The 26,919-nt window shown below is 67.7% G+C and carries 29 protein-coding genes; 16 read left to right on the top strand and 13 right to left on the bottom strand.

Features of this window, described 5'->3' with window-relative positions:
• Window positions 1-325: 325 nt before the first annotated feature.
• Window positions 326-1,183 (top strand): peptide chain release factor N(5)-glutamine methyltransferase, encoded by an 858-nt coding sequence (gene prmC, locus AC5QAH_RS20780; protein ID WP_049453815.1) that lies wholly within the window; start codon window positions 326-328, stop codon window positions 1,181-1,183.
• A gap of 48 nt (window positions 1,184-1,231) precedes the next feature.
• A complete protein-coding gene (gene pip / locus AC5QAH_RS20775; RefSeq protein WP_257472218.1) occupies window positions 1,232-2,173 on the top strand; it encodes a prolyl aminopeptidase in 942 nt (313 codons plus the stop codon).
• Window positions 2,174-2,244: 71 nt separating this feature from the next.
• Here pip and AC5QAH_RS20770 read toward each other — a convergent pair whose 3' ends face one another.
• Window positions 2,245-3,129: a LysR family transcriptional regulator gene (locus AC5QAH_RS20770; protein ID WP_019337039.1), complete on the bottom strand. Its 885-nt coding sequence runs from the start codon at window positions 3,127-3,129 to the stop codon at window positions 2,245-2,247.
• Between the two features lie 106 nt (window positions 3,130-3,235).
• On the opposite strand from AC5QAH_RS20770, the gene AC5QAH_RS20765 reads away from it, so the two are divergent.
• Together AC5QAH_RS20765 and AC5QAH_RS20760 are read left to right on the top strand one after the other, a co-directional pair.
• Window positions 3,236-4,654 (top strand): MFS transporter, encoded by a 1,419-nt coding sequence (locus AC5QAH_RS20765; RefSeq protein WP_099560585.1) that lies wholly within the window; start codon window positions 3,236-3,238, stop codon window positions 4,652-4,654.
• Window positions 4,651-5,322, top strand: coding sequence for a DUF7716 domain-containing protein (locus tag AC5QAH_RS20760; RefSeq protein WP_049453820.1), 672 nt, complete (start codon window positions 4,651-4,653; stop codon window positions 5,320-5,322). Before AC5QAH_RS20765 ends, AC5QAH_RS20760 begins: the two co-directional genes overlap by 4 nt.
• Before the next feature lie 96 nt (window positions 5,323-5,418).
• Here the strand turns inward: AC5QAH_RS20760 and AC5QAH_RS20755 are convergent, their stop codons facing one another.
• Genes AC5QAH_RS20755 through AC5QAH_RS20740 form a run of 4 tightly spaced genes read right to left on the bottom strand, consistent with a single transcriptional unit; the run spans window position 5,419 to window position 8,273 of the window.
• Entirely contained in the window at window positions 5,419-6,216 is a 798-nt protein-coding gene (locus AC5QAH_RS20755) for an N-formylglutamate amidohydrolase (RefSeq protein WP_049453823.1), read from the bottom strand.
• A complete protein-coding gene (locus AC5QAH_RS20750) occupies window positions 6,209-6,763 on the bottom strand; it encodes an NUDIX hydrolase (protein WP_049428757.1) in 555 nt (184 codons plus the stop codon). The genes AC5QAH_RS20755 and AC5QAH_RS20750 overlap by 8 nt, the downstream gene beginning before the upstream one ends.
• Window positions 6,760-7,695: a 5'-3' exonuclease gene (locus AC5QAH_RS20745; RefSeq protein WP_019338109.1), complete on the bottom strand. Its 936-nt coding sequence runs from the start codon at window positions 7,693-7,695 to the stop codon at window positions 6,760-6,762. The genes AC5QAH_RS20750 and AC5QAH_RS20745 overlap by 4 nt, the downstream gene beginning before the upstream one ends.
• A complete protein-coding gene (locus tag AC5QAH_RS20740) occupies window positions 7,692-8,273 on the bottom strand; it encodes a nitroreductase family protein (RefSeq protein ID WP_010481787.1) in 582 nt (193 codons plus the stop codon). The genes AC5QAH_RS20745 and AC5QAH_RS20740 overlap by 4 nt, the downstream gene beginning before the upstream one ends.
• 331 nt (window positions 8,274-8,604) lie before the next feature.
• On the opposite strand from AC5QAH_RS20740, the gene pacR reads away from it, so the two are divergent.
• Window positions 8,605-10,926: a PacR family protein gene (gene pacR / locus AC5QAH_RS20735; RefSeq protein ID WP_049453825.1), complete on the top strand. Its 2,322-nt coding sequence runs from the start codon at window positions 8,605-8,607 to the stop codon at window positions 10,924-10,926.
• A gap of 52 nt (window positions 10,927-10,978) precedes the next feature.
• Entirely contained in the window at window positions 10,979-12,058 is a 1,080-nt protein-coding gene (locus tag AC5QAH_RS20730) for an NAD(P) transhydrogenase subunit alpha (protein ID WP_049453827.1), read from the top strand.
• A gap of 85 nt (window positions 12,059-12,143) precedes the next feature.
• Here AC5QAH_RS20730 and AC5QAH_RS20725 read toward each other — a convergent pair whose 3' ends face one another.
• From AC5QAH_RS20725 to AC5QAH_RS20715, 3 genes are read right to left on the bottom strand one after another with little or no spacing between them, the layout of a single operon-like run.
• Window positions 12,144-12,605, bottom strand: a complete 462-nt coding sequence (locus AC5QAH_RS20725; protein WP_049453829.1) for a DUF3106 domain-containing protein — start codon at window positions 12,603-12,605, stop codon at window positions 12,144-12,146.
• Between the two features lie 3 nt (window positions 12,606-12,608).
• The gene (locus AC5QAH_RS20720; RefSeq protein ID WP_049436456.1) at window positions 12,609-12,935 is read right to left on the bottom strand and encodes a membrane protein; all 327 of its coding nucleotides are present in this window, start codon (window positions 12,933-12,935) and stop codon (window positions 12,609-12,611) included.
• Window positions 12,932-13,516 (bottom strand): RNA polymerase sigma factor, encoded by a 585-nt coding sequence (locus AC5QAH_RS20715; protein ID WP_029379779.1) that lies wholly within the window; start codon window positions 13,514-13,516, stop codon window positions 12,932-12,934. Before AC5QAH_RS20715 ends, AC5QAH_RS20720 begins: the two co-directional genes overlap by 4 nt.
• 98 nt (window positions 13,517-13,614) lie before the next feature.
• On the opposite strand from AC5QAH_RS20715, the gene AC5QAH_RS20710 reads away from it, so the two are divergent.
• Window positions 13,615-13,935 (top strand): NAD(P) transhydrogenase subunit alpha part 2, encoded by a 321-nt coding sequence (locus tag AC5QAH_RS20710; protein ID WP_005408173.1) that lies wholly within the window; start codon window positions 13,615-13,617, stop codon window positions 13,933-13,935.
• Window positions 13,932-15,392: an NAD(P)(+) transhydrogenase (Re/Si-specific) subunit beta gene (locus AC5QAH_RS20705; RefSeq protein ID WP_049453831.1), complete on the top strand. Its 1,461-nt coding sequence runs from the start codon at window positions 13,932-13,934 to the stop codon at window positions 15,390-15,392. Before AC5QAH_RS20710 ends, AC5QAH_RS20705 begins: the two co-directional genes overlap by 4 nt.
• A 111-nt stretch (window positions 15,393-15,503) precedes the next feature.
• Here AC5QAH_RS20705 and AC5QAH_RS20700 read toward each other — a convergent pair whose 3' ends face one another.
• Window positions 15,504-15,923, bottom strand: coding sequence for a hypothetical protein (locus tag AC5QAH_RS20700; RefSeq protein WP_010481778.1), 420 nt, complete (start codon window positions 15,921-15,923; stop codon window positions 15,504-15,506).
• Between the two features lie 122 nt (window positions 15,924-16,045).
• Here AC5QAH_RS20700 and sufT point away from each other — a divergent pair, with 122 nt between their 5' ends.
• The 6 genes from sufT to AC5QAH_RS20670 all read left to right on the top strand — a co-directional run bounded on the left by sufT (window position 16,046) and on the right by AC5QAH_RS20670 (window position 22,043).
• Window positions 16,046-16,597 carry a putative Fe-S cluster assembly protein SufT gene (sufT, locus tag AC5QAH_RS20695; RefSeq protein ID WP_005415385.1) on the top strand — a complete coding sequence of 184 codons (552 nt, stop codon included), beginning with the start codon at window positions 16,046-16,048 and terminating at the stop codon, window positions 16,595-16,597.
• A 59-nt stretch (window positions 16,598-16,656) separates the two neighbouring features.
• On the top strand, window positions 16,657-17,751 hold the full coding sequence (locus AC5QAH_RS20690; RefSeq protein ID WP_010481775.1) for a branched-chain amino acid aminotransferase: 1,095 nt from the start codon (window positions 16,657-16,659) through the stop codon (window positions 17,749-17,751).
• Window positions 17,752-17,925: 174 nt separating this feature from the next.
• The gene (locus AC5QAH_RS20685; protein ID WP_197577206.1) at window positions 17,926-18,582 is read left to right on the top strand and encodes a hypothetical protein; all 657 of its coding nucleotides are present in this window, start codon (window positions 17,926-17,928) and stop codon (window positions 18,580-18,582) included.
• The gene (locus AC5QAH_RS20680) at window positions 18,579-18,914 is read left to right on the top strand and encodes a transcriptional regulator (RefSeq protein ID WP_010481771.1); all 336 of its coding nucleotides are present in this window, start codon (window positions 18,579-18,581) and stop codon (window positions 18,912-18,914) included. Before AC5QAH_RS20685 ends, AC5QAH_RS20680 begins: the two co-directional genes overlap by 4 nt.
• A 1-nt stretch (window position 18,915) precedes the next feature.
• Window positions 18,916-19,938 (top strand): M23 family metallopeptidase, encoded by a 1,023-nt coding sequence (locus AC5QAH_RS20675; RefSeq protein ID WP_495232547.1) that lies wholly within the window; start codon window positions 18,916-18,918, stop codon window positions 19,936-19,938.
• A 365-nt stretch (window positions 19,939-20,303) separates the two neighbouring features.
• Window positions 20,304-22,043 carry a S8 family peptidase gene (locus tag AC5QAH_RS20670; protein ID WP_049480234.1) on the top strand — a complete coding sequence of 580 codons (1,740 nt, stop codon included), beginning with the start codon at window positions 20,304-20,306 and terminating at the stop codon, window positions 22,041-22,043.
• A gap of 120 nt (window positions 22,044-22,163) precedes the next feature.
• On the opposite strand, the gene AC5QAH_RS20665 is transcribed toward AC5QAH_RS20670, so the two are convergent.
• The 3 genes from AC5QAH_RS20665 to wrbA all read right to left on the bottom strand — a co-directional run bounded on the left by AC5QAH_RS20665 (window position 22,164) and on the right by wrbA (window position 23,654).
• Window positions 22,164-22,649, bottom strand: a complete 486-nt coding sequence (locus AC5QAH_RS20665) for an asparaginase domain-containing protein (protein ID WP_040009892.1) — start codon at window positions 22,647-22,649, stop codon at window positions 22,164-22,166.
• Window positions 22,650-22,728: 79 nt separating this feature from the next.
• Complete coding sequence (locus AC5QAH_RS20660; RefSeq protein WP_049408967.1) at window positions 22,729-23,064, bottom strand: DUF2069 domain-containing protein; 336 nt, start codon at window positions 23,062-23,064, stop codon at window positions 22,729-22,731.
• Window positions 23,061-23,654, bottom strand: coding sequence for an NAD(P)H:quinone oxidoreductase (gene wrbA, locus AC5QAH_RS20655; RefSeq protein ID WP_010481764.1), 594 nt, complete (start codon window positions 23,652-23,654; stop codon window positions 23,061-23,063). Before wrbA ends, AC5QAH_RS20660 begins: the two co-directional genes overlap by 4 nt.
• Before the next feature lie 77 nt (window positions 23,655-23,731).
• Between wrbA and AC5QAH_RS20650 the strand changes: the two genes are divergently transcribed.
• Entirely contained in the window at window positions 23,732-25,006 is a 1,275-nt protein-coding gene (locus AC5QAH_RS20650) for a YihY family inner membrane protein (RefSeq protein ID WP_032130426.1), read from the top strand.
• On the top strand, window positions 25,003-25,572 hold the full coding sequence (locus tag AC5QAH_RS20645) for a TlpA family protein disulfide reductase (RefSeq protein ID WP_010481760.1): 570 nt from the start codon (window positions 25,003-25,005) through the stop codon (window positions 25,570-25,572). The genes AC5QAH_RS20650 and AC5QAH_RS20645 overlap by 4 nt, the downstream gene beginning before the upstream one ends.
• Window positions 25,573-26,120: 548 nt before the next feature.
• On the opposite strand, the gene ppk2 is transcribed toward AC5QAH_RS20645, so the two are convergent.
• Window positions 26,121-26,903, bottom strand: a complete 783-nt coding sequence (ppk2, locus tag AC5QAH_RS20640; RefSeq protein WP_019338137.1) for a polyphosphate kinase 2 — start codon at window positions 26,901-26,903, stop codon at window positions 26,121-26,123.
• Window positions 26,904-26,919 lie beyond the last annotated feature (16 nt).

The raw sequence follows: 26,919 nt of genomic DNA, 5'->3' as shown, positions 1-26,919 counted from the left end.
GAATCGACAGGAGCTAGGTTACCGATTCGCTCGCGATAAGAACAATCCATTGATTGCATCTATTTGATAGATGGAGTCTATCAAAGTGCCATGAGCCAGCACTGAACCATGCCGCTCCCATCCTGCAACTGCTTGTGTGACAAGGAAAATCGCCCGGGATGTGTGGAGAGGGCTGATAGCCCCTCCTTATGTCCTCTGGCGAAACCTGAACGGATTCCAGCTTTTTGTAGCGTCGAGCCATGCTCGACGGTGGACCTGTAGAGCCGAGCCTACGCTCGGCTGTTCCAGAAGTAGCCGAGCATGGGCTCGGCTCTACAATTGAGGCATGTCTTCCCAAACCGAACCCACCCTGCGCCAGATCGTGGCCGAGGCCAGCGCCCGCCTGGGCGGCATCGACGCCCGCCACGAGGCCGAACTGCTGCTGCTGCACGTACTGGAGCGCCCGCGTAGCTGGCTGTTCGCCCATGCCACCGATCCGCTGGCCGCTGCCGAACAGGCCACCTTCGAAGCACTGCTGGCCCGCCGCGTGGCCGGTGAGCCGGTGGCCTACCTGACCGGCCGCCGCGGTTTCTGGACGCTGGACCTGGAGGTCGACCCGGCCACGCTGATTCCGCGCCCGGAAACCGAGCTGCTGGTGGAACTGGCGCTCGAGCGCCTGCCGGCCAATCGCGACCTGCAGGTGGCCGACCTCGGCACCGGCAGCGGTGCGATCGCCTTGGCGCTGGCCAGCGAGCGGCCGCAGGCGCAGGTGCTGGCCACCGATGCCAGCCCGGGCGCGCTGGCCGTGGCCAAGCGCAACGCCGCGCGCCATGAACTGCGCAACGTGCGCTTCGCCGAGGGCGGGCACGACTGGTATGCGCCGCTGCAGGGCGCGCGTTTCGACCTGATTGCCAGCAACCCACCGTACATCGCCAGCGACGACCCGCACCTGGAACAGGGTGACCTGCGCTTCGAACCGGCCACCGCGCTGGCCTCGGGTCCGGATGGCCTGGATGACATCCGCCGCATCGTCGACGGTGGCCAGGCCCACCTGCTGCCTGATGGTTGGCTGCTGATCGAGCACGGTTGGGACCAGGGCGAGGCGATCCGCGCGCTGTTCGACGCGGCGGGTTTTACCGAGGTGCAGACCGTGCAGGACCTGGAGCAGCGCGACCGCATCACCCTGGGCCGGCGTCCGGCCTAGAATGGAGGTTCTCCTGCCCCGGCAGGGCATCACCCTGGAGCTGCAAGCATGCGTACGCTGTACCCCGCCATCACCCCCTACGACGTCGGCACCCTGAAGGTCGACGATCGCCACACCCTGTACTTCGAACAGTGCGGCAACCCGGATGGCAAGCCGGTGGTGATGCTGCACGGTGGCCCGGGCGGCGGCTGCAGCGACAAGATGCGCCAGTTCCACGACCCGTCCAAGTACCGCATCATCCTGTTCGACCAGCGCGGTGCCGGCCGTTCCACCCCGCACGCGGACCTGGTGGACAACACCACCTGGGACCTCGTTGCCGATATCGAGAAGCTGCGCGAACACCTCAAGGTCGATCGCTGGCAGGTGTTCGGTGGCAGCTGGGGTTCGACCCTGGCCCTGGCCTATGCCGAGACCCATCCGCAGCGCGTGACCGAACTGGTCCTGCGCGGCATCTTCATGCTGCGTCGCTGGGAACTGGAGTGGTTCTACCAGGAAGGCGCCAACCGCCTGTTCCCGGATGCGTGGGAGCATTACCTCAAGCCGATTCCGCCGGTGGAACGTCATGACCTGATCTCGGCCTTCCACCGCCGCCTGACCAGCGAAAACGAAACCACCCGCCTGGAAGCGGCCAAGGCGTGGGCGGTGTGGGAAGGCGCGACCAGTTTCCTGCACGTCGATGACGACTTCATCAACAGCCATGAAGACCCGCATTTCGCGCTGGCGTTTGCCCGCATCGAGAACCACTACTTCGTCAACGGCGGCTTCTTCGAGGTGGAAGACCAGCTGCTGCGCGACGCACACCGCATTGCCGATATTCCGGGCGTGATCGTGCACGGCCGCTACGACGTGGTCTGCCCGCTGGCCAACGCCTGGGACCTGACCAAGGTATGGCCGAAGGCGAAGCTGGACATCACCCCGGCCTCGGGTCATTCGGCGTTCGAAGCCGAGAACGTGGATGCGCTGGTACGCGCCACCGATAGCTTTGCCTGATCGGTAGTGCCGGCCGCTGGCCGGCAACCGGGAAAGGGTTGGATCGCGCAGACGCCGGCCAGCGGCCGGCGCTACCAGTCCCCGGCCAGCAACGCGTCGGCCAGCACCTGCAGCTTCGGCGAATGCTGGCGCGACGGCGGGTAGATCAACGACAGTTCGCGGCTGCGGCCCTCGAAGGGCTGCAGCACGCGCTGCAGGCGGCCGTCGGCCAACGCATCGGCCACCGCGAAATCCATCACCTGCACGATGCCGATACCGGCGATGGCCGCTTCCACCAGCGGATCGCCGCTGTCGAACACCATCCGCGTCGGTGGTGTGACCTCACGCAGTTGCCCGTCCTGCAGAAACTGCCAGTCCACCAGCCGGCCACTGCGCAGGTTGCGCACCGCCAGGCAGGCGTGATCCTGCAGCGAGGCTACATCGCCCGGTGCGCCACAGCGGGCCAGATAGGCGGGGCTGGCCACTGTCACCCAGCGCAGCGGCCGCAAGGGCCGCGCGACGATGCGCTGGTCGGCGATGACGCCGGTGCGCAGCGCGGCATCGAAACCTTCTTCAACCAGATCGACCAGGCGGTCGCTGAGCACGGCTTCCACCTGCAGCTGCGGATGCTGTTGCAGCAACGGCGCCAGCATCGGCACCAGCACCTTGCGCCCGAACATCGACGGCGCACTGATCTTCAACGTGCCCGAGGGCGTGCACGGGCGGTCGGCCAGTTGCCGCTCGGCATCGTCCAGGCCGGCCAGCAGGGGGGCCACCTGTTCCACGAACTGGCGGCCATCCGGGGTCAGCGCCACGTTGCGGGTATTCCGCTGCAGCAGCTTCACCCCCAGCGTGGCCTCCAGCCGGCCGATCGCGCGGGACAGGCCGGACTGGCTCAGGCCGAGCTGGCCGGCGGCCACCGTGAAGCTGCGTGCTTCGGCGACCTGCACCAGCATGCGCACCGCATTGAGGTCCATCGAGGCTGCATTCATGCTGAAAATCATGACAGATATGGGCGGCAGGGGGTTTATTGAGTTGTCCGCATCAATGAGACTGCGCTCCCCCCACCGCTCCAACCCGCCGATGCCTCCCCTCAAATACCCGCGCTGGGCGCTGACCCTGCTGGCCACCGCGCAGCTGATCATCGCCCTGGACGCCACCATCATCTTCGTCGCCCTGCACGACATGGGCCGCGCGCTGCAGATCAATGCGCAGCAGCTGCAATGGGTGGTCAGTGCCTACACCGTCGCCTTCGGCGGCAGCCTGCTGCTGGGGGGCCGTGCCGCCGACCTGGTCGGCCGCCGCCGTTTCTACCGGCTGGGCATGCTGCTGTTCGCACTGGCCTCGCTGCTTGGTGCGCTGGCGCCGAATGCGACCCTGCTGATCATCGCGCGTGCCGCACAGGGCGTCGGTGCGGCGCTGCTGTTCCCGGCTACGCTGGCATTGATCAACACGCTGTACGCCGAAGGTCCGGTGCGCAACCGCGCGCTGGCGATCTGGAGCATGGCCAGCGCTGTCGGCCTGGCGCTGGGCACGCTGCTCGGCGGCGTGCTGACCCAGGCGTTCGGCTGGCCGGCGGTGCTGGCGGTGATCGTGCCGTTGGCTACCGCATGTGCGGTCGCTGCCGGCGCGTGGTTGCCGGCCGATGGCCCACGGGTGCAGGGGCGCTCCTTCGACCTGGCCGGCTGCCTCACCGTCACCGCTGGCGGCAGCCTGCTGGTCACCACCCTGGTGCAAGGGCCGGAGTGGGGCTGGACGGCGCCGGCCACGCTCATCTGCCTGCTGCTTTCAGCCGTACTGTTGACGGTGTTCGTACAGATCGAAAAGCGCAGCCGTGACCCGCTGATGCAGTTTTCGCTGCTGCGCCTGCCCGGCCTGCGCGCAGCACTCGGCCTGACCTTTGCCTTCATGAGCAGCTATGGCGTGCAGTACTACTTCCTGGCGCTGTACTTCCAGGATGGCTATGGCTGGAGCCCGCTGCAGGCTGGCATGGCGTTCCTGCTGCCGACGCTGGTGTGCACCTTCGGCATCCGTATTGCCGAACGCATGCTGCGGCGCCGTTCGCCACGGCAGGTGCTGGCCTGGGGCTTCGCCGCCGGTGCCATCGGCATCGCCGCGGTGGCGCTGGCAATGCCGCATGGCGCCGGCTACTGGCCGCTGCTGCCGGGCATCGTGGTGCTCAGCATCGGCCAGGGCATGAGCTGGACGGCGATGTGGATCGTGGCCGGGCAGGGCGTGCCGGGACCGCAGCAAGGTGTTGCGTCCGGCATGGCGGCCACCGCCCAGCAGATCGGCGGCGCCTTGGGATTGGCGGTACTGGTGATGATCGCCAACGCCGCGCGCGGCACGCAGGCGGCAACCAGCCCCGATGCCCTGCAGGGCATGGTCAATGCACAGTACGGCGCCGCGCTGTTCGCCGCGCTCGGCGTGGTGATCGCGCTGGGCCTGCGCCCGGCGCCGGTAGACTCGGCAGCGACCGCCTGCCTGAGCACCGACGCATGATCGAACTGCTGGACCTGCAACAGACCCTGCATGCCTTCGCCGCCTGCAACGATGATGATGAGGTGTACGGTTCCTTCGGTTGGGTGCACGCCACCGAGGGCGATCTGCTGCAGGCGCGCTTCTGGTTGCCACCCGATGAGGATGCCGCCTTCGATGAGGACAGCGAGGTCCCGGCTGAAGCGCGCGCGCTGGGCCTGGGCACGTTTCTGGAACCTGCGACGTTTGCGGATGTGCTCGACGTGCAGAAGCGGCAACGCCCGCTGTCGTCGCTGCGGGACTACGCGCAGGCGCTGGCGTACTACGCCGAGTACGACGCGTTCCAGCAGGTCGAGGGTATCGACGAGGCCCTGGCCGAAGCGGAAGCTGCGGAACAGGTGGCTGCGCGCGCGGCGGGTGTGGGCACAGGCATCTTCGCGTCCTTCGATATGGCATTGAACGCGTGCCCGGAGGCACAGATCAAAGCGGCGGCGCAGCGCGTGGCGCGCCTTCTGGAGATTCCGGTGGGCGATGCATTGGCGCGTTGCCGCGCGTTGCCGCTACTGCTGGGTGAAGCGCTGGATCGGCGTCGTGCGCAGGCGATCAAGGATGACTTCGCCGACATCGGCGCGACGCTGCAGGTGCGTGGCTACAAGCCGTTCCCGTGGATGGACGCGCCTACGCTGCGGTAGCGCCGGGCCATGCCCGGCGGCATTCCGTTGCGCCGCCGCGATGCGGCTCGCCGGGCGTGGCCCGGCGCTACCGAGCTTCGGTCGGGTGGATGACGTTCAATCGAACGCCAGCAACTGCGGCTGCAACGCGTTGAAGATCCGCGCCAGCCGCTCCGCCCACGCCTGCTGCCCGGCCACATCGGCAATCAGGTCCTGGCGGATTTCCAGTTCCACGTGTACCAGCCCACGGCCTTCGCCATGCACCGGCACCGCGTAGTCGCTGGTACTGCTGACCGAATACGGTTCGTTGTCACCCACCACCAGGTCGCCTTCGTCGCGTAGTGCCTGCAGCAGGGCATGGGCAAAGCGCGTGTCCTGGTGGTACAGCACGCCAGCATGCCACGGCCGCTGCGCGCCGTTCATCGCCGGGGTGAAGCTGTGCATCATCACCAGCAGCGTGGGGCGGCCGGCATCACGGCGTGCATCAAGCTCGGCGTCGATGCGCGCATGGTAGGGCGCATGGATCGCATCGATGCGTTGTTGCCGCTGCGCCGCCGACAACCCGGCATTGCCCGGCACCACGGTGTGGTCGCTCACTTCCGGAATCAGCGTCGGCGAGGCCAGCGGACGGTTGCAGTCGATCAGCAGGCGCGAATAGGTCTGTTCGATCGCCCAGGCGTCCAGCCGTTCGGCCAGTGCGCGGGTGGTGCCGGCAATGCCGATGTCCCAGCCGATATGGCGGTCCAGCTCGGCCTGCGCCAGGCCAAGGCCTTCCAATGCTCGCGGCACCCGCTGGCCGGCGTGGTCGGCCAGCAGCAGGAACGGGGAGGCGCCCTGCGGCCGGTGGATCGTGTGGATCGCCGGGTCGTCTGCGCCGAGCAGGGCCGGCAGTGCGTGCAGGTCGGCGTCAGCCACGCGGGCGTCCGTCCAGATGGTGCTCGATCATCCACAGCCCGGCCCAGAGCTTGGCATCCAGCTCGTAGCCTTCGCCCATTTTCTCTACCAGCCAGGCAGCCGCTCGAGCACGCGGAATCTCGTGCACGGTGATGTCTTCGCTGTCGTCACCACCGCCCTCGCCGACACGGCGCAGGCCGGTGGCGCGCACGAAGGCGATCTTCTCGCTGCTGGCGCCGGAAGAAGTCGGGCCGATCATCAGCACTTCGGCGTGATCGGCGGTCCAGCCGGTTTCTTCTTCCAGCTCGCGAACGGCCGAGACTTCGATCGATTCGCCGGCGTGGATGTCGCCGACCAGGCCGGCTGGCATCTCGATGGTGGGGGCCTGCAGCGGTACGCGGAACTGCTCGACGAACAGCACCTTGTCCTCCGGCGTGACGGCGATGATGATCGCGGCCAGGCCACCGGCGTGGGTGCGTTCGCTGTACTCCCAGGTGCCGCGCACCAGCATGCGCTGGTACTTGCCTTCATAGACGACACGCGGGGCTTCGGTGTTGCGCTGGCTCATGCGGGCTCGCTGTGGGTGGGAAGAATGTCGGGTACGCCGGCGGCATCGAACAGCCGACGGCGGGTCATCGGGCCGAAGCGCAGGGCCTGGCACAGGCCACCGAGCAGCTCCGGGTCGGCCGCCTGGCGCAGCAGGCCGGGCTGGCTGCCTTCCAGAGGTGCGTCCAGCGCGATGGTGGTCAGCTGGCGCCAGAGCAGGGCGTGCTCGCGCTGTTCGCGCAGGCGCACGGCCATCTGCGCGGCACCGCGCAGGCGCAGGAACGGCACTTCGTCCAGGCGTTCGTACAGCGCATCCATGCTGCCGAAATGGGCCAGCAGCACGGCGGCGGACTTGCTGCCGACACCACTGACGCCGGGAATGTTGTCCACCGCATCGCCGCACAGTGCCAGGTAGTCGGCAATCTGGTGGGCGTGCACGCCGTGCCGCGCCTTAACTCCGGCCACGTCCCAGCGCTGGTTGCGGGCGTAGTCCCACTGCTCGTCGTGATCCAGCAGCAGCTGCGAGAGGTCCTTGTCGGCGGAAATGATCACCCCGCGGTGGCTGCCACGGTGGACGTGCAGCGCGCTGCCGATCAGGTCATCGGCCTCGTATTCGTGGTGGGCCAGCACTGCAAGGCCCAACGCCGCGCACAGCGCCTTGCAGTGCACGAACTGGCGCTTGAGCGCCTCCGGCGCCGGGTCGCGGTTGGCCTTGTAGGCCGGATACAGGCGGTGGCGGAAGCCACTGTCCAGTGCTTCGTCGAAGGCGATGGCGATGTGCCGCGGGCGCTCGCGCTCGAGCAGGTCCAGCAGGAAGCGGGCGAAGCCGTGCACCGCGTTGGTCGGCCAGCCCTGCGCGTCCTGGAACTGGTCCGGCAGCGAGTGCCAGGCGCGGAACACGTAGATGCTGGCGTCGACCAGGTACAGCGAGGGCGGCGCTGCCGGCAGGCTCATGCCGGCGGCGTCCAGTCACGCAGCAGGGCCGCCGGATCGGGGCGCTCGCGTTCGGGGACGGCGGCCTTCGGCGTGCCGATATGGATGAAACCGGCGATGCCTTCGCCCTCGGACAGCCCCAGATAGGCCTGCACGGCCGGGTCGAAGGCCATCCATGCGGTCAGCCACTGCGCACCGAAGCCCAGCGCCTGCGCGGCCTGCAGCAGGGCGAAGCAGACGCAGCCGGCGGTCATCAGCTGTTCCTGTTCGGGCACTTTCGGGTCCGGACGCGGACTGGCCACCACCACGATCACCAGCGGCGCATGGCTGAAACGCTGGCGGTCCTTTTCGAATACCGCCTCACCGGCATGCGGGTCGCGCTGGCGGCTGCGCTCGGCCAGGAAGTCGCCCAGAGTGTGACGTGCATCGCCGGCGATTTTCAGGAAGCGGAACGGTACGCGCTTGCCGTGGTCGGGCACGCGCACGGCCGAGGCCAGCATGCGCTGCAGGGTGGCCGGATCCGGTCCGGGCTCGCCCAGTTGCCGCGAGGGCACCGAGCGGCGGGCATCCAGGGCAAGCAGGGCAGCGGGGTCGGGCATGGAATCTGAACCGGTCATCACGGGTGTTTGATTATAGTCGGGGTGGTCAATGACGCCGTCTGTGTCGCGTCTCGCCCCTGAATATCAAACTGTGATGAACATCATGCCACTGGCGGGAAAGGGACGACCGCTTCCTCTCGCCTCGTGGGCCTCGCACGGCTTACGATATCTATCTTGCCGGGCCGCCGGTCATGAGGTTTGAAGTGAGGACTGTTTCACTGTCCGTGACGGGCTGGCCGGCCTACCATCGACGTACCGGTACATGGGGTGTGCCGGTCGTCGCGATGTCCATGCTGTCTGTCGTATCAGAGAAGGTGGGGAGCCTTCCCGAATGATGAGCGCGCCCACACCGATGGGGTCGCCGGGCCGTGACCCGGTCCAGCTTCAGCGTGCCCGGGACATGGTCCTGCCGGCGCTGTGCCAGGCTTTCGGGGCCGCACTGGCGCGTTTCGACGATGCACTGTTCGACCGGGCCGGCAATGCAGGCTCGTCGCAGCTGCTGTTCCTGGATGCGATGCGCGAGCTGCGCCGCCGCCGTGAGGACATCGCCGCCGCCTTTGCCGGCCACCTGCAGCGGGCCTGGGATGCACTGGCCAGTGGCGAGCCGCTGTCGGCCGAAGCCACCCTGTCCGGACCGGCCGAGGATGGCCTGAGCCTGCTGGCTGAACATGTACTGGAGTCGCGGCTGGCGGTGCGCAATTTCGCCACCGTGCTGCTGCGCGACTTCAAGCCGGTGCTGGCGCGGCTGGACCGGCGCCTGGGCCGCTTGATCGGCGGCGCCGAGCTGGATGCCGACCACAATCCGGTCAGCCCCGAGCACCTGGGTGTGGCCATCCATGAGGCCTTTGCCGGCTGCGAGCTGGCGCCGGAAGTGCACCTGGTGCTGATCAAGCTGTGCGAACGCGACCTGCGCGCGCCGGTGGGCCGCATCTACGAGAAGCTGGACGAGCAGCTGGCCGCCGCTGGCGTGATGTCGCAGATGGGGGCGCCGCGGCGTCCGCTGTCGGCCGCGCCCGACCCGCGCATGGCGCCGGGGGCGGACGATCTGGTCGAGCCGCGCCACGCGGCGGGCTTCGAATCCGAATTCAGCGATGATGAACAGGCCGCGCCAGCCTGGGCGCAGCGGTTCGCCGCGCGCTGGTCCGAGCGCCGTGGCCACATGCAGCAGCACCTCGGGGGCGAGGATGCCGGCAGCGGCGAGGCGTATGCCGGCCAGCAGGGGATGTTGCTGGAGGCCCTGCATGAGCTGCTGCAGCAGACCCGCCACGTTCGCGAGGACGCCACCTCGGCCGCGCAGGTCGCGGTTGGCCAGCACCGCCCGTTGAGCCAGCGCGAGATGATGTCGGTGCTGTCGCTGCTGCAGGCCACGCCCAGTGCGACGCTGCGTGCGGCCATCGGCGAGGACGGCGAATCGTTGGCGCAGCGATTGAAGAGTGAAGTGCTGTCCAGCGCCACCCGTCTTGGCGTCGATCCCGGCCAGACCCGGCTGGACCCGCAGGACGAGGATGCGATTGATCTGGTCGGCATGCTGTTCGACGTGATGCTGGACGAACGCGAGCTGGAAGGCCGCTCACGCGAGTTGATCGGCCGCCTGGTGGTGCCCTTCGTCAAGGTGGCGATGCTCGACCGCCGCATGTTCGTGCAGAAGACCCACCCGGCACGCAAGCTGCTCAACTCGCTGGCCGAAGCCTGCGAAGGCAATACCGGCGAAAGCCAGGCCGAGCGCATGCTGATGGCCAAGGTCGAGGAGATCATCGAACGGCTGGTGGCCGAGTTCAACGAGAACCTGGCGATCTTCCTGACCCTGGAAGAAGAATTCCGCGAGTTCCTCGTGCAGCATCGCCGCCGCGTGGAAATCGCCGAGCGTCGCGCCGCCGAAACGCAGCGCGGCCAGGAAAAGCTGGAAATGGCCCGCAGCCGTGCCGGTGCCGAACTGGACCGCCGCATCGGCGATGCCACCCTGCCGCCGGCCATCGCCGAGTTCCTGCGCCAGCCGTGGCAGCACCACCTGACCCTGGCGCTGCTGCGCGAGGGCGAGGAGGGCGCGTCGGTGGCCGAGGCACTGAGCCTGGCTGACGGCCTGCTGGAGGAAGTGGCCGAGGCCCGCCGCCAGATCGTCGGCAAGCCGTGGCTGCAGGCCTGGCAGCCGGTGCTGGCCAAGGTATTTGCCAGTGTCGGCGTGCACGGCGATGCCGCCACCGGTGCCATCGACGCCTTGCATGACACCCTGCAGGGCATTGCTGAATCGCGCCCGGAACTGCAGCGCGCGCTGCCGGAACTGCCGCAGGTTGCCTTGCCGGCGCCGCCGGTGGCTGAATCGCCCGCGGTCGAGCTGGGCGGGCAGATCGACGCCGACGATTTCGACAACGCCGACGCCGACCGCTTCCGCCGCATGGAAATCGGCAACTGGCTGGACTTCGTCGACAAGGACGGCAAGGTGCAGGCCGGCAAGCTGTCCTGGGTCAGCCCGATCTCCTCGCGCCTGCTGTTCGTCAACCGCCGCGGCGTGCGCTTCTGCGTGGCCTCGCCGGAGGAACTGGCGGTGATGGTGCGGCTGGGCCGGCTGCGCGCCCACGTCGACGATGGCGCCTTCGACAGCGCGATGCAGGGCGTGATCGATCGGCTGGACCCAGGCAGCGCCACCCTGCACTGAGCGGTGGCTGCCTGCTAGGATCGGGAAAACTCACCGATCAGCGGGGACCTGCATGGCCGTGGCGTTGCTGGGGATCAAGGAGACCGCGCCGGGCGAACGGCGCGTGGCGTTGACGCCGGAAACCGCGCGCAAGCTCGGTGCCCTCGGCATTACCGTCTGGTACGAGGCCGGCGCCGGCTTGGCCGCAGGCTTCACCGATGCGGCCTATGACGATGCCGGCGCACGTGTGTTCGACGCGGGCCGTTGGGGCGAGATCGATATCCTGCTGTGCGTGCAGGCGCCGCCGGCGTTGGTCCTGGAGCAGCTCAAGCCCGCTGCCAGCGTGGTTGGCCTGCTGGCCCCGGCCAGTGATCCGGCGCTTGCGGCATTGGCCGCTGGCGACCGCCTGCAGCTGTTCCCGCTGCAGCAGCTGCCGCGCACCACCCGCGCGCAGGCGATGGACGTGCTCAGTTCGCAGGCCGGCATGGCCGGCTACAAGGCGGCGCTGATCGCGGCCGAACGCGCGCCCCGTTTCTTCCCGATGCTGACCACTGCTGCCGGCACCGTGCGACCGGCCAAGGTGCTGGTGATCGGTGCGGGCGTGGCGGGCCTGCAGGCCATTGCCACTGCCCGGCGTCTTGGTGCGCAGGTGGAAGGCTTCGACGTGCGCCCGGAAACCCGCGAGCAGATCCAGTCGCTGGGCGCGCGCTTTCTCGACCTCGGGGTGAGCGCGGCGGGCGAGGGCGGTTACGCGCGCGCGTTGACCGATGAAGAGCGTGCCGAGCAGCAGCGCCGCCTGGCCGACCACCTGCGTGGTGTGGATGTGGTGATCTGCACCGCTGCGGTACCGGGGCGACCGGCGCCGACGATCGTGACTGCCGCAATGGTGGAAGGCATGGCCACCGGCAGCGTGATCGTGGATCTGGCGGTGGAGAGCGGCGGCAACTGCGCACTGACCCAGCCGGGACAGTGCATCGAGCATCAGGGCGTGACCATCGATGGCCCGCTGGGTCTGGCCAGCCGCGGTGCAACGCAGGCCAGCGAGATGTATGCGCGCAACCTGCTCAACTTCGTCGCGCTGTTCGTGCGCGAAGGCCAGCTCGGTTTCGACTGGGACGACGAGCTGCTGGCCAAGACACGCTGGCTGGCGTGAGTCGGTAGCGCCGGGCCATGCCCGGCGAGCGCAGCGGTATGCGGAAATCCGCCGGGCATGGCCCGGCGCTACCGAAGCGGAGGCGTTACCGCGGCTTCGCCGGCGGCGGGTTCTCGCGCACCCAGTCCTTGCGTTGTTCCGGCGTCATCTGCGACCAGCGCTCGCGCAGTGCGTCGCGCTGCGCGGGCGGCAGATCCCGCATCTGGCCGAACAGGGCCCGGGCCTGCTCACGCTGTTCCGGGTTCATGTGCTCGAAGCGGCGCAGGCCACGCCGGGCCTTGTCGCGTTCCTCAGGGCTCATCGACTGCCAGCGCTGGCCATGCGAGAGCATGCGCTGGCGCTGGCCGGCATCGGCGCTGTTCCAACGGTCGCGCAGCGGTGCCAGCAGGGATTCCCGCTGCGCTTCACTCAGCTGTTCCCAAGCCGGCAGCGGTGGGGCCGGCGCGGGGCGTGCGGCAGGGGCGGGCGCGGCGCTCTGCGCCAGTGCCGGGAGGGCCGGCAGCAGCGACAGGGTCAGCAGCAGCGGCAGGAGATTGAATCGGGGCATGGTTCACTCCATCGCCAGGTCGGTATCGCCCAGCCACAGGTACAGATCGGGATTTTCGTCGTAGAGCGCGCTGTTGTCTTCCACCGAGGCAAGCACAGGTGCCGGCGCAGGGCCCGTCAGCGTGCCATGGCCGCTGAACTGCAGGCCGATACCCAGTGCCACCACCAGCGAACAGGCACTGGCCAGCCACCAGCGCCAGCGCCCGCGATGGGTGGCCGTGGCGCCGTGGCGAGCCTGGCGCAGCCGGGCCAGCGTTGCCGGCGACAGCGCGTGCAGCGACTGTGCGTGCAGGCTGCGCAGGGTGTCATCGGAAGGCAGGGAGCGGTTCACGGGTGGATCTCCAGGTAATCCTGCAGCGCCTGGCGGGCGCGTGCCAGATGGGTTTTTACCGCGCCTTCGCTGCAGCCCATGGCGCGGGCGGTGGTGGCCCCGTCCAGGTCCTGCAGCACGCGCAGGGTGAAGGCTTCGCGCTGGCGGGCGGGCAGGCGGCGCAACGCGTCCACCAGCTGCTGGTACTGCTGGCGCTGTTCATGCGCCTGTGCCGGGTCCGGGCCGGGATCGGCCCAATCGATCTCGCTGCCTTCCGCGTCCTGGTTGTCGCGCCAGAATGGCAGGCGGAAGCGGCGCCGGCGCTGCACGTCGATCACGCGCCGGCGCAGGATGCTCCAGAACAGCGGCGCCCATTCGGCCGCCGGCTTGTCGGCGTAGTCCAGCATGCGCAGCAGCGCGTCCTGCACCGCGTCCATGGCGTCTTCGCGCTGGCGCAGGCCAGCCTCGGCGAAGCGGAACGCACGCGGGCCAACGCTGGCCAGGAACGCTTCCAGCGACGCCGGCAGGGCATCGGTCTCGGCGCTCGGGGGAACGGGGCTGCTCACCAGCACAGGGTACGGTTCCTCACTCGGGGTCACCATCGACAACGCGTGAGCGCGGCTTCGGTTGACGCCGGGCGCGCACCGGGTTCAGCCCGTGGTTATGATGGGACGACGAAGACAGAGCAGGAGCGTTGCCAGTGAGTGACGGGTTCGTAGCGCTGTACATCTTCATGCTGGCAGCCATCGCCGGCCACGTGATCATTTCGCGGGTGCCGGTGATCCTGCATACCCCGCTGATGTCGGGCTCCAACTTCATCCACGGCATCGTGCTGATCGGTGCGATGGTGGTGCTGGGGCACGCGCAGACACCGCTGGAGAAAGCCCTGGGCTTCCTCGCCGTGGTGCTCGGTGCCGGCAACGCGGCCGGTGGCTACGTGGTCACCGCACGCATGCTGGAAATGTTCAAGCCGAGCGCGCCCAAGGGCGGCAAGGACGAGCCGAAGGAGCCGCAGGCTTGAACATCAGCACCGTCGAACTGCTCGATTGGCTGGTCAAGGCCAGCTACCTCGTCGCCGCCACGCTGTTCCTGCTGGGCCTGCAGCGCATGGCCTCGCCGCTGACTGCGCGCAGCGGCATCCGCTGGGCCGGGCTGGGCATGCTGCTGGCCACGGTGGCGACGTTCTTCCTGCCCGAACTGCACAACGTGCCGCTGATCCTGGTGGCGCTGCTGCTCGGCGCGGGCCTGGCCTGGTGGTCGGCCGGCAAGGTCGCCATCACCGACATGCCGCAGATGGTGGCGCTGTACAACGGCATGGGGGGTGGCTCGGCGGCGGCCATCGGTGCGGTGGAACTGCTGCGCTATGCCTTCCTGGCCAACCGCGATACCCGCCACTGGAGCGCGCAGGCGCTGGCCGACCTGGCCGCGCGGCAGCCGTCCGGCACGGTCCTGCTGCTGGCCGTGGTCGGCGCGGCGATCGGTGCGGTGTCGCTGTCCGGCTCGGTGATCGCCTGGGCCAAACTCGATGGCCGCCTGGACAAGCGCGTGACCTGGCCCGGCCAGCAGGTGATGAACCTGCTGGTGGCACTGGCGGTGGTGGTGCTGGCGATCATCGCCGCGAGCACGCTCCACACCTGGGCGATCGTCGCCTTCTTCGTACTGGCGCTGGCGCTGGGCGTGCTGATGACGCTGCCGATCGGCGGTGCCGACATGCCGGTGGTGATCTCGCTCTACAACGCCTTCACCGGCCTGGCGGTGTCGTTCGAAGGTTACGTGCTGGGCAACGAGGCATTGATCATCGCCGGCATGATGGTCGGCGCGGCGGGCATCCTGCTGACCCGGCTGATGGCCAAGGCGATGAACCGGCCGATCCGCAACGTGTTGTTCTCCAACTTCGGCGGTGGTGCCGGTGGCGAAGCGCAGGCGATCAGCGGTTCGCAGAAGCCGATCGAGGCGGCCGACGTCGCTGCGATGATGGCCTTCGCCGAGCGCGTGGTGATCGTGCCCGGCTACGGCATGGCCGTGGCGCAGGCGCAGCACAAGATCTGGGAACTGGCGCAGCGGCTGGGCCAGCGCGGGGTGAAGGTGAAGTTCGCGATCCATCCGGTGGCGGGGCGCATGCCCGGGCACATGAACGTGCTGCTGGCCGAGGCGGGCGTGCCCTACGACCTGATCGCCGACATGGACGACATCAACCCGGAGTTCGCCAACACCGACGTGGTGCTGGTGATCGGTGCCAACGACGTGGTCAATCCGGTGGCGCGCACCGACCCGGCCAGCCCGATCTACGGCATGCCCGTGCTGGACGTGGTCAACGCGCGCAACGTGGTGGTGATCAAGCGTGGCAAGGGCACCGGCTTTGCCGGCATCGAGAATGCGCTGTTCTACGCCGACAACACCCGCATGCTGTACGGCGACGGTGCGGAAGCGGCAGCCTCGCTGGTGAGCGAACTGAAGGCGCTCGACGGCGGGCATTGAGGCCGTACCGGTAGCGCCGGGCCATGCCCGGCGGCGTTTCGTGCGGACCGCTGCGCTCGCCGGGCATGGCCCGGCGCTACCCTCATCCACGCGTGACGTGGATCTGCGCGGTCAGCGCGCCAGCCAGGCGCCCACGGCCACGCCCAGGGCCAGCCACAGCCATTCCATTGCGCCATTGGCGAGGGTGATCAGGGTCCAGGCCAGGTGCGGGCCCATCCGCATCGTGGCGTCCCACAGATCCAGCCCGATCGAGCCGCCCATCCAGGCGCTGGCGATGGCCCAGTTGGCCACGGCGGCCACCAGCAGGGTGCCCAGCACGACCAGCGCGATGCGCAACCGGCCCGGGCCCAGCGTACCCATGCGCAGCATGAACACCAGTTCCAGGGCGGTCAGTACCGCCATCCAGCCGACCTGCCGGCCGGTCATCAGTGCCAGCACCATCCAGGCAAGGGGAGCAACAACCAGGCCCAGCAACAGCATGATGGGCCAGAGCCAGGTTACGGTCCTGGCACGCGCGGCATTGGAGGACATCGAAGCTCCCTGAAGATCACCCACAGGATACTGTGGTTTGCGGCGGTGCACCGGCGGCGGCTGGGCGGCTGGGCTAGAATGCCGTCTTGCGTGGCCCCGGCCACGGCCCCATATCGGTCCCCATGTATTCCCGTAGCAGCGAACCTGTCCACTTCGAACGCGATTGCGAGGCCGTGATGGTCCCGCAGGGCGATACCGTGACCCTGCCCGCCGGCAGCTATGGGTACATCACCCAGGCGCTGGGCGGCAGTTATTCGGTGTTCGTCGAGGGCAACCTGTTCCGCATCGCCGGCAAGGACGGCGACGCCATCGGCAAGGAGGCACCGGCACCGCTGGAACTGCCTGCCGATGCCACCGATGAACAGGTGGAACAGCTAGTGTGGCAGCAGTTGCGTACCTGCTTCGACCCGGAAATTCCGGTGAACATCGTCGAACTGGGCCTGGTCTACGAGGTCGAAATCAAGCACCTGGACGAAGGCAAGCGGGAGATCGACGTGAAGATGACCCTGACCGCACCGGGCTGCGGCATGGGCGAGATCCTGGTCGACGACGTGCGCAGCAAGCTCGAAATGATCCCGACGGTGGCCGAGGCCGACGTCGACCTGGTGTTCGACCCGCCGTGGAACCAGCACATGATGTCCGAGGCGGCCCGGCTCGAGACCGGCATGCTTTGACCCACGGCCCGCAGTGACGCGGGCCCGGCATTACCCGCAACCAGAACAGGAAATCTCCGGTGTCCCAGTCCATTCCCAGCTTCGCCGTCACCCGTTCGGACCACCCGCGCAGCGCTGAAGAGCGCGCCCAGATCCTGGAGAAGCCGGGCTTCGGCCTGCACTTCACCGACCACATGGTGGAAGTGCGCTGGGACAAGGACACCGGCTGGCACAACGCCAACGTGCGCGCCTACGGCCCGCTGCAGCTGGACCCGGCTGCAGCCGTGCTGCATTACGGCCAGGAAATCTTCGAAGGCATCAAGGCCTACCGCCATGCCGACGGTTCGATCTGGACCTTCCGCCCGGATGCCAACGGCCGTCGCCTGCAGCGTTCGGCGCAGCGCCTGGCGCTGCCGGAACTGCCGGTGGAAATCTTCGTCGAATCGCTGAAGCAGCTGATCGCCGTCGACAGCGCCTGGGTGCCGTCGGCCGATGAGTCGAGCCTGTACTTCCGTCCGTTCATGATCGGCGACGAAGCCTTCCTCGGCGTGCGTGGCGCGCACAAGGCCGGTTACTACGTCATCGCCAGCCCGGCCGGCCCGTACTTCGCCAAGGGCGTCGCACCGGTGTCGATCTGGCTGTCGACCGAGTACGCACGTGCGGCCAAGGGCGGCACCGGCGCCGCCAAGTGCGGTGGCAACTACGCCGCCTCGCTGCTGCCGCAGCAGAAGGCGCAGGCACAGGGCTGCTCGCAGGTGCTGTTCCTCGACCCGGTGGAAGGCAAGTACCTGGAAGAACTGGGCGGCATGAACGTGTTCCTGGTCTACAAGGACGGCACGCTGGTCACCCCGCAGCTCTCGGGCAGCATCCTTGAGGGCATTACCCGCGAGAGCATCCTGCAGCTGGCCCGCGACCGCGGCATGAAGGTCGAAGAGCGCAAGGTCAGCATCGACGAGTGGAAGGACGGCGTTGCCTCCGGCGAGATCGCCGAAGTGTTCGCCTGCGGCACCGCGGCGGTGGTCACCCCGATCGGCCAGCTGAAGGGCGAGGGCTTCTCGGTGGGGGACATCAACGCCCCGGCCGGCGAAGTGACCATGTCGCTGCGCAAGGAACTGACCGACATCCAGTACGGCCGCCTGCCGGACCGCCACAACTGGCTGGTCAAGCTGGGCTGATCGCCCACGCCGAACCGTAGCGTCGAGCCATGCTCGACTGCGCCTCTGGAAAGCCCGTCCCAGTGACGGGCTTTCTGCGTTGTGGGCCCGCCCGCCAGACCGCAGCAGGTGATTACTTGACGCAAATAGGTTTGCAATGCAAACTAAACTCAAGCGACCCCGATGGAGCGTGTCATGCAGCAGCCATCCATCATTGATCCTTCCTCGCGCCTGCAGGCGCTGACCCGTGAATACTCGCGGTATTCGCGAAGTGCCGGGGGCCTGTCGGCGATGGCAGGCGGCATCGCCTGCCTGGCCTCGTTTCTTGCCGGCGCTCTGTTGCCGACCACCCTGGCGCTGCGCATCGTGCTGATTGCCGTGCCGGTGCTGTGGATCGTCGGCAAGCAATGGATGGCACGCCGCTACTACCAGCGGCTGGGCCAGGTCGAAGAGCAGGTCACGCCGGTCGAACGCAATTTCCAGCGCTTCTTCATCGCCTTCACCGCGCTGGTAAGCGTGCTGGTGATCGGCAGCGTGCTGACCCGGCTGGTACCGATGGGCGAACGCGCCTGGGACCTGCGCGCCATTGGCTACCTGGCCGTGGTGGCACTGTTGCCCTGGGTGGTGTGGCGCTGGCTGCGGACACCGCTGGAGTTCATCGTGGGCGTGTTCCTGCTGTGCCAGGCCGCGCTGGCCTTCACCGGGCAGGCGTACGGCTTCGGCCCGAGCACCGCGGTGTTCCCCTTGGCATCCATCGCACTGATCGTGGTCGGCTGGCGTGACCACCAGCGCTTCCAGCGGCTGCAGGTGGAGATGCGCGCGTTCATGGCGGCGCGGACGAACGTCGAATGACCCAGCTGCCTGATTCCAGAGCGCTGCTCCAGCTCGACCGCTTGATCCACGAGCCGGCGCGCCTGCTGATCCTGTCGATCCTGGCAGGTGCCGAATCCGCCGAGTTCGGATTTGTCGAGCATCTCAGCGGGTTGAGCAAGGGCAACCTCTCCAGCCATCTGAGCAAGCTTGAAGCGGCAGGTCTGGTCGCCATCGACAAGTCGTTCCGCGGCAAGCGCCCACTGACCACTTTGCAGTTGACGCCGAGGGGCCGCACTGCCCTGGCCGAGTACCGCACGCAGCTGGCGGCCATCGTTGCCGGCCTTCCCGATCCGGATCGAAAGGACCCCTGACATGACATTGCTTCCGCGCCTGTTTGCAGTTCTGGTTGTTTCCTTCTCTGCTCTCACCAGTGCGGCTGCGGCCACAGATGCGCGCCAACAAGGCGCCACGCTGACCACGCAGTTCTACGAAGGGCACGTCGACGCACTGTGGGAACGGATGACGCCGCAGATGCAGGCGGGGCTGCAGTCCCCGCAGAGCCTGGTGGCGCTGCGCGAGCAGGTGCTGGCGGGCTGGGGCGCAGAAACCGAGCTGGTCAGTGAGAAGGTCGAGAAGGTTGATGGATTCGACACCTATCTGCGGCAGGCGCGCTTCGCCAGAAGCCCGGCCATCATCCAGGTGCTGTGGGCCATCGATGCCGAAGGGCGGATCGGCGGCTTCTACATCCGCCCGCTACAGACCGCACCGCCGCAGGCAGCGGCGAGCGGGTTCCTCGACTACCAGACCCGCACACGGCTGCAACTGCCGTTCGACGATGAGTACTTCGTGTTCTGGGGCGGGCGTACTGTCGAACAGAACTACCATGCGGCCCATGCCGGCCAGCGCTTCGCGCTGGATCTGCTGGTGCTCCGCGATGGCCGCTCGCACCGTGGCGATGGGCTGCGCAACGATGACTACTACTGCTTCGGTCGCCCGATCCTCGCGCCAGCCGATGGCACGGTGCTGGAAGTGATCGAGGGTGTGGCCGACAACGTGCCGGGCCAGATGAATGCCGCCCAGCTCACCGGCAACCGCGTCATCCTCGACCACGGCAATGAGGAGTACTCGGTGCTGGCGCACCTGCGCCAGGGCAGTGTGCGCGTTGCGCAGGGACAGGTTGTCCGCAGCGGCGCGCACCTCGGTGACTGTGGCAACAGCGGCAACTCCTCCGAGCCGCACCTGCACTACCAGCTGCAGGCCGGGCCCGTGTTCGGTGTCGGCGAAGCGTTGCCGGCACAGTTCTCCGGCTACGTGGCCGATGGCCAGCCGGTTGCACGCGGCGAGCCGGTCAAAGGGCAGCACATCCGGCCGGCGCGCGTTCCGCAGGCAAAGTAGTCAGCGCGTCCGACGCGGCGGGCAGGCGCTCCGCGGTCGTTGGTGCCAGCAGTGGACGCCGATGTCGGCAAAGTCATCGCAGGACATGTGATGACCCAGTCAGGTGCGTGCAGGGCACGAGAAAGTTCCTTCACCTTCACAAACCCTCGACCCGGGAAGTCTCAGAACGAACATTTCATCTTGCTGAAAAGACGCTGAAAATCTTGTGGTGTCCGGTTTTGGTCATTAGCGTCATCTGCACGGCGGATCGGAAGGGGGATCCGCTGGCTCGCCGGACTTCGAACCTCGCCAATGCAAGCCAGCCCAGGGTTCGGGCCGGTGCTTCTGCCGATTCCGGCATTCACACCACAAGAAAGGGAAATACGATGTCCCAGGTAACGCAACCGCGTGTGCGTCGAGTGTGGGTGGTCCTTGGTGCGTCCGTTCTGTCATCGCTGCTGCTGGCCACGCCTGCGCTGGCCGGTGATGTCCAGCTCAGCGGCCTGCAGTCCGCGCCGACCCACCAGCGCTTCATCGTGAAGTACCGCGACGGCAGCGCGCCGGTGGCCAACACCACCGCACTGGCCTCTTCACTGAAAAGTGCCGCCGCCGGCCTGGCCAGCAGCCAGGGCCGCGCGCTGGGCCTGCAGCAGGTCCGCAAGCTGGCCGTCGGCCCGACCCTGGTCAAGACCGATCGTCCGCTCGACCAGGCCGAATCCGAGCAGCTGATGCGCAAGCTGGCCGCCGACCCGAACGTGGAATACGTTGAAGTCGACCAGATCATGCGTGCCACGCTGACCCCGAACGACACCCGCTTCAGCGAGCAATGGGGCTTTGGCACCTCCAATGCCGGCATCAACATCCGGCCGGCCTGGGACAAGGCCACCGGCACCGGTGTGGTCGTGGCGGTGATCGACACCGGCATCACCAACCATGCCGACCTCAATGCCAACATCCTGCCGGGCTACGACTTCATCAGCGATGCGGCGATGGCGCGCGACGGCAACGGCCGCGACAACAACCCGAACGATGAGGGCGACTGGTACGGCGACAACGAGTGCCAGGCGGGCTACCCGGGTTCGAACTCCAGCTGGCACGGTACCCACGTCGCCGGTACGGTGGCGGCGGTGACCAACAACAGCACCGGCGTGGCAGGTACCGCATTCAACGCCAAGGTCGTGCCGGTGCGCGTACTCGGCAAGTGCGGCGGTTACACCTCTGACATCGCCGACGCGATTGTGTGGGCCTCCGGCGGCAGCGTCAGTGGCGTGCCGGCCAATGCCAATCCGGCCGAGGTCATCAACCTCTCGCTGGGCGGCGGCGGCAGCTGCTCGACCACCTACCAGAACGCGATCAATGGCGCTGTCGGCCGTGGCACCACCGTGGTGGTCGCCGCCGGCAACAGCAACACCAACGTGTCCTCGTCGGTGCCGGCCAACTGCCCGAACGTGATCGCAGTGGCGGCCACCACCTCGGCCGGTGCGCGTGCCAGCTTCTCCAACTATGGCAACGGCATCGATATCTCGGCACCGGGCCAGGGCATCCTGTCCACCCTCAACAGCGGCACCACCACCCCGGGCAGTGCCAGCTACGCTTCGTACAACGGCACCTCGATGGCGGCACCGCACGTGGCCGGCGTGGTCGCGCTGATGCAATCCGTAGCCCCGAGCCCGCTGAGCCCGGCGCAGGTGGAGAGCATCATCAAGAGCACCGCACGCCCGCTGCCGGGCGCCTGCTCGGGTGGCTGCGGCGCCGGCATCATCGACGCCAATGCCGCGGTGGCTGCCGCGATCAACGGCGGTGGCACCAACCCGGGTGGCAACGTGCTGCAGAACAACGTGCCGGTGACCGGCCTGGGCGCCGCCACCGGTGCCGAGCTGAACTACACCGTTGCGGTTCCGGCCGGCAGCAGCCAGCTGCGCGTGGCGATCAGTGGCGGCAGCGGTGATGCCGACCTGTACGTGCGCCAGGGCAGTGCCCCGACCGATACCACCTACACCTGCCGTCCGTACCTGAGCGGCAACAGCGAGACCTGCACCATCAACAGCCCGGCCGCCGGCACCTGGTATGTGCGGGTGAAGGCGTACAGCACCTTCTCGGGCCTGACCCTCAGCGCCCAGTACTGAGCCCAAGTCCCTCTCCATGGGCACGCCCCGGCTTAGGCCGGGGCGTTTTTTCATGCGGCCGCGCGGTGGTGCGTGCCGCCGCGTCGTGGTGGGTGCCGACCTTGGTCGGCACGCCGTTCCTCAAACCGATTCGAAGCGGTTCGCCGCTACGTTCTTGCGCACGTGCTGCGGATCGAAGATCCGCCCGTTCATGGCGATGTACACGCCGGTCGGCAGCGACTGCACCGCACCGATCGCACAGCCGATGTTGAACTCCGCATCCGAACCGCGGAAACGCGCCGGGCTCAGCGCGCCGGTCATCACGATGGTCTTGTCCGGGATCGTCGCCAGCACCTTGCCGGTCTGCACCATCGAATCGGTGCCATGGGTCACCAGCACGTGCCGGGTCGGCTGCGCGGCGATGGTGGCGCGGATCAGTTCGCGGTCTTCATCGTTGATGTGCAGCGAATCCTTGCGCAGGATCGGAATCACGTTGAAGCGGAACGTCACGCCCAGCTCGCGCAGGATCATGCCGATCTGGGGGTCGCCGATCTGGTAGTCCGACTTGTCGTCGAAGTAGATCTTGTCGATCGTGCCACCGGTGGTGACGACCAGGAGCTCTTCCATCATGTGCATGCGCGAAACCAGGACAGGTACAGCGGCGCGGGGCCAGGAACACAGATGATACGGCCCGGCGGGCGCAGCGTCAGCGTCGCTTGCCGAAGCGGGCGCGCAGCCCTGGCAGGCTGGCGCTGAAGATCACCAGCAGGGCCAGCGCGATCTCGATCAGCGCCAGCCAGCGCGTCTCCGGATGGCTCCAGGCGCTCATCACGCCATGGCTGAACCAGCCCAGCGCCAGCACCGAGGCCCAGAAACCCGCCTTGCGCCAGCCCAGGCGCAGTGCGATGGCCAGTGCCAGTGGCGGCGCGGTAAACACCAGCTGGGTGGCCAGCCAGTGCTTGTCATTGATGAACCAGCCGGCGAACAGCGCGGCCAGCCCCATCAGGGCCAGCAGCAGGACCGTGCGCGGCGCGGCGCTCATCGGGCCAGCCGCTGCGCGATGTCGGCCACCCGGTGGCCCAGCGCGCGCGCCAACACCGCCTCGTCGTCGGTCGGCTGCGGGTCGTCGGCGGCACCGGCGACGTGGCTGGCGCCATAGGGCGTGCCGCCACTGGTGGTGTGGCTCAGCGCCGGCTCGGTGAACGGGATGCCGACGATCACGCAGCCGTGATGCAGCAGCGGCACCTGCATCGACAGCAGGGTCGATTCCTGCCCGCCGTGCATCGAGGCGGTGGAGGTGAACACGCCGGCTGGCTTGCCGGAGAGGGTGCCGTTGACCCATTCGGCGCCCAGCCCGTCGAGGAAGTGCTTCACCGGGGCTGCCATGTTGCCGAAGCGGGTGGGACTGCCGAGCAGCAGGCCCTGGCACTCGACCAGGTCCTGCACGCTCACGTAGGGGGCGCCATCGTCGGGTACCGGCGGCTGCGCGGTCTGGGTCACCGCAGCCACCGGCGGCACCGTGCGCAGGCGCGCGGTCATGCCCGGCACTTCGCCGATGCCCCGCGCGATCTGGCGCGCCAGCCGTGCCACCGAACCGCCCCGGCTGTAGTACAGCACCAGAATCTCGCCCATCGTGCCCGCTTCTCCTCGTCGTGTAGCCATCAGTATGGCTATCCTGCCAGCATTCCGCATCGGGTACCCTTCCACCGATGGAACCTTTGGATACGCTCAACCTGTGGATGGAGCGCGCGCGGGATCGCGCACGGGCCATCAGTTTCGGCCGCTTCCTGTGGCATCGCTTCCTCGACGACCGCCTGTTTCAGGCAGCGGCGGCGCTGGCGTACACCACGGTGTTCGCGCTGGTGCCGCTGGCCATCGTGGTGTTCGGCGTGCTCTCGGCCTTCCCTGTCTTCGACCGCTGGAGCGACCAGCTCAGCGATTACGTCTTCTCCAACTTCGTGCCCAACGCCGCGCGTGCGGCGGAGGGCTACCTGCGGCAGTTCTCGGCCAGTGCCGGCCAGCTCACCGCCGCCGGCTTCATCGCGCTGGTGGTATCGCTGCTGATCACCCTCAACAGCGTTGAAGAGACCTTCAACCAGATCTGGCGGGTCGGTTCGACCCGGCCCAAGCTGACCCGCTTCCTGGTCTACTGGACCGTGCTGACGTTGGGCGCGATGCTCGCTGCCGCTTCGCTGGCGGTGTCGGCGCGTGTGTTCGCGATGCCATTGTTCGGGACCCAGGAAGGTCGTTGGCTGGCCGAGTTCGCGCTGCGGCTGGCGCCGATCCTGATCGAGTTCGTCTGCATCACGCTGATGTTCCGGGTGGTGCCGCACCACACCGTGAAATGGCGGCACGCGGTACCCGGCGCGATTCTCGCGGCGGTCATCCTGGAACTGGTGAAGTGGGGCATTGGCGCCTATCTGGGTAGTTTCCAGTCCTACCAGAAGCTCTATGGCACCGTCGCCTTCGTGCCGATCCTGCTGCTGTGGATCTACCTGTGCTGGGTGGCGGTGCTGCTGGGCGCGTCGCTGTCCTCGTCGATGGCCGCCTTCCGCTACCAGCCGGTGGAACTGCGCCTGCCGCAGGGCTACGAGTTCTATGGCTTGCTGCGCCTGCTCGGCCGCTTCCACCATGCCCGAGCCAAGGGCAAGGGCCTGGCCGACGATGAAATCCTGCGTCTGGAGCCGATGCTGACCGATTCGCTGCTGCAGGACCTGGCCTGCAACCTGCAGGAAATCGGCCTGTTGCGCCGCGATGAACGCGGCGAATGGCTGCTCTCGCGCGACCTGGACCAGGTGAGCCTGGCCGATCTGTACGAATGCACCCAGCTGCGCATCCCGGTAGCCGAGCAGCATCTGCCCTACCGCGACGACACACTGGGCCGTGCTGCGCTGGCGGCACTGGACGATCTGCGGCTGCCCCTGCGCGAACGCCTCAAGCGCAAGGTCAGCGATATCTACACCGATTCCGGAGACATGCCATGACCCGCAAGACCCCGTTGCTGCTCCCGCTGGCCCTGCTGCTGGCGCTGTCGGCCTGCAAGCCGGCCCAGGAGCCGACCCCCGCCAGCAGCCAGCCACCGGCACAGACACCGACGCCGACCGCACCGGCGCCGGTCGAAGAGACCCCGGCCGAACGCACCACCGCCGAGTTCCCGACGCTGAAGATGAAGGCAGTGGATGGCAGCGACTACGACCTGGCTGCGCATCGCGGCAAGTGGGTGGTGGTGAATTTCTGGGCGACCTGGTGTGCACCGTGCCGCAAGGAGATGCCGGAGCTGTCGGCGCTGCACGCGATGCGCAGCAACATCGAGGTGGTCGGCCTGGCCTATGAAGACATCGAGGTGCCGGAGATGCAGTCGTTCCTGACCAAGCATCCGGTGACCTATCCGATCGTGATCGTGGACCCGTTCGACCCGCCGGCGGATTTCGCCACGCCGCGTGGTTTGCCGTTGACGCACCTGCTGGACCCGCAGGGCAAGCTGGCGCACAGCTTCCTCGGCCCGGTGACGGCCGCCGACATCGAAAAGCAGATCGCTGCTGCCAAGTAGGTTGGGTATCGGCAGGGCTGCGCCCTGCACCCGCCGAAACTTTCAAGCAACGGCAACAGCAACAGCAACTGCCAAAGTGCGATTTCCGTCTTGTGGCGGGGCGGTGTCGGAGTGCGGGGACGCCGCAAGTACGTCCATGTAGGCTTGGCAGCCGCATCCATGCGGCTGACACCCCGCACTCCGACACCGCCCCGCCTCTGACAGATTTCTGCGGCTGTTGGTGGGTGTCGACCTTGGTCGACACGTTAGATCCACGCCGTGCGTGGATGAATCTCCATTGAAATCGAATATTTCGACAATCGAATGAAGAGCATCCACGCATGTCGTCGATCTGCTGCAGGTCGCGAGAATCTGTCGAAGGCGGGGTGGGTCCGGTTGCGGGGGCGTGAGCCGCATGGATGCGGCGACCGAGCTTACATGGACGTACTTGCAGCGTCCCCCGCAACCGGACCCACCCCGCCTACCCACAGGTAACCCGCTTCTGCTTCGGCTGTTGCTTTTGCCTTGGTTCGTAGCAGGTGCAGGGCCGCAGGCCCTGCCGACCCACCCTATTCCTCGACCGGGAAATCCTCGATCGGCTTCAGCACATCGTAGTGCTCGCGATGCAGCTTGCCCTTCAGCTTCGGCAGCTCCGGCAACGGCGCATCCACCCGCGTATCCGGCAGCCGGTCCAGCAGGTTGCGCACCAGGGTCAGCCGGCCCAGCCGCTGGTCGTTGAAATCCACCAGCGTCCACGGCGCCGCCTCACGATGCGTCGCGCGCAGCATTGCCTCGCGGGCCTCGGTGTAAGCGCTGTACTTGCTGCGCGATTTCAGGTCGACCGGGGAGAGCTTCCAGCCCTTCAGCGGATCGAGGTGGCGCTCGGCGAAGCGCTTTTCCTGCTGCTCCTGGTCCACGCACAGCCAGTACTTGAACAGCAGGATGCCGTCGTCCACCAGCAGCTGTTCGAACACCGGCGCCTGATGCAGGAACTGCTGGTACTCGGTTTCGCTGCAATAGCCCATCACCCGCTCGACGCCTGCGCGGTTGTACCAGCTGCGGTCCATCAGCACGATCTCGCCGGCGGCCGGCAGGTGCGAGGCGTAGCGCTGGAAGTACCACTGCGTGGCTTCGCGGTCGGTGGGCTTGGGCAGCGCCACCACCCGGCATTGGCGCGGGTTGAGGTGCTGGCTGATGGCCTGGATCGCGCCGCCTTTGCCTGCGGTATCACGTCCCTCGAACAGCACCAGCAGGCGTTGCCCGCTGTGCTGCACCCAGCGCGCCATGGCGGTCAGTTCCAGCTGCAAAGGCAGCAGCAGTTCGTCGTAGTCCTTGCGCTTGAGCTTGGCCATCGTCACGCCACGCGGG

Source organism: Stenotrophomonas sp. YJH_SMC_43, assembly GCF_059372535.1.
This window is presented reverse-complemented; position numbering and strand designations above follow the sequence as displayed.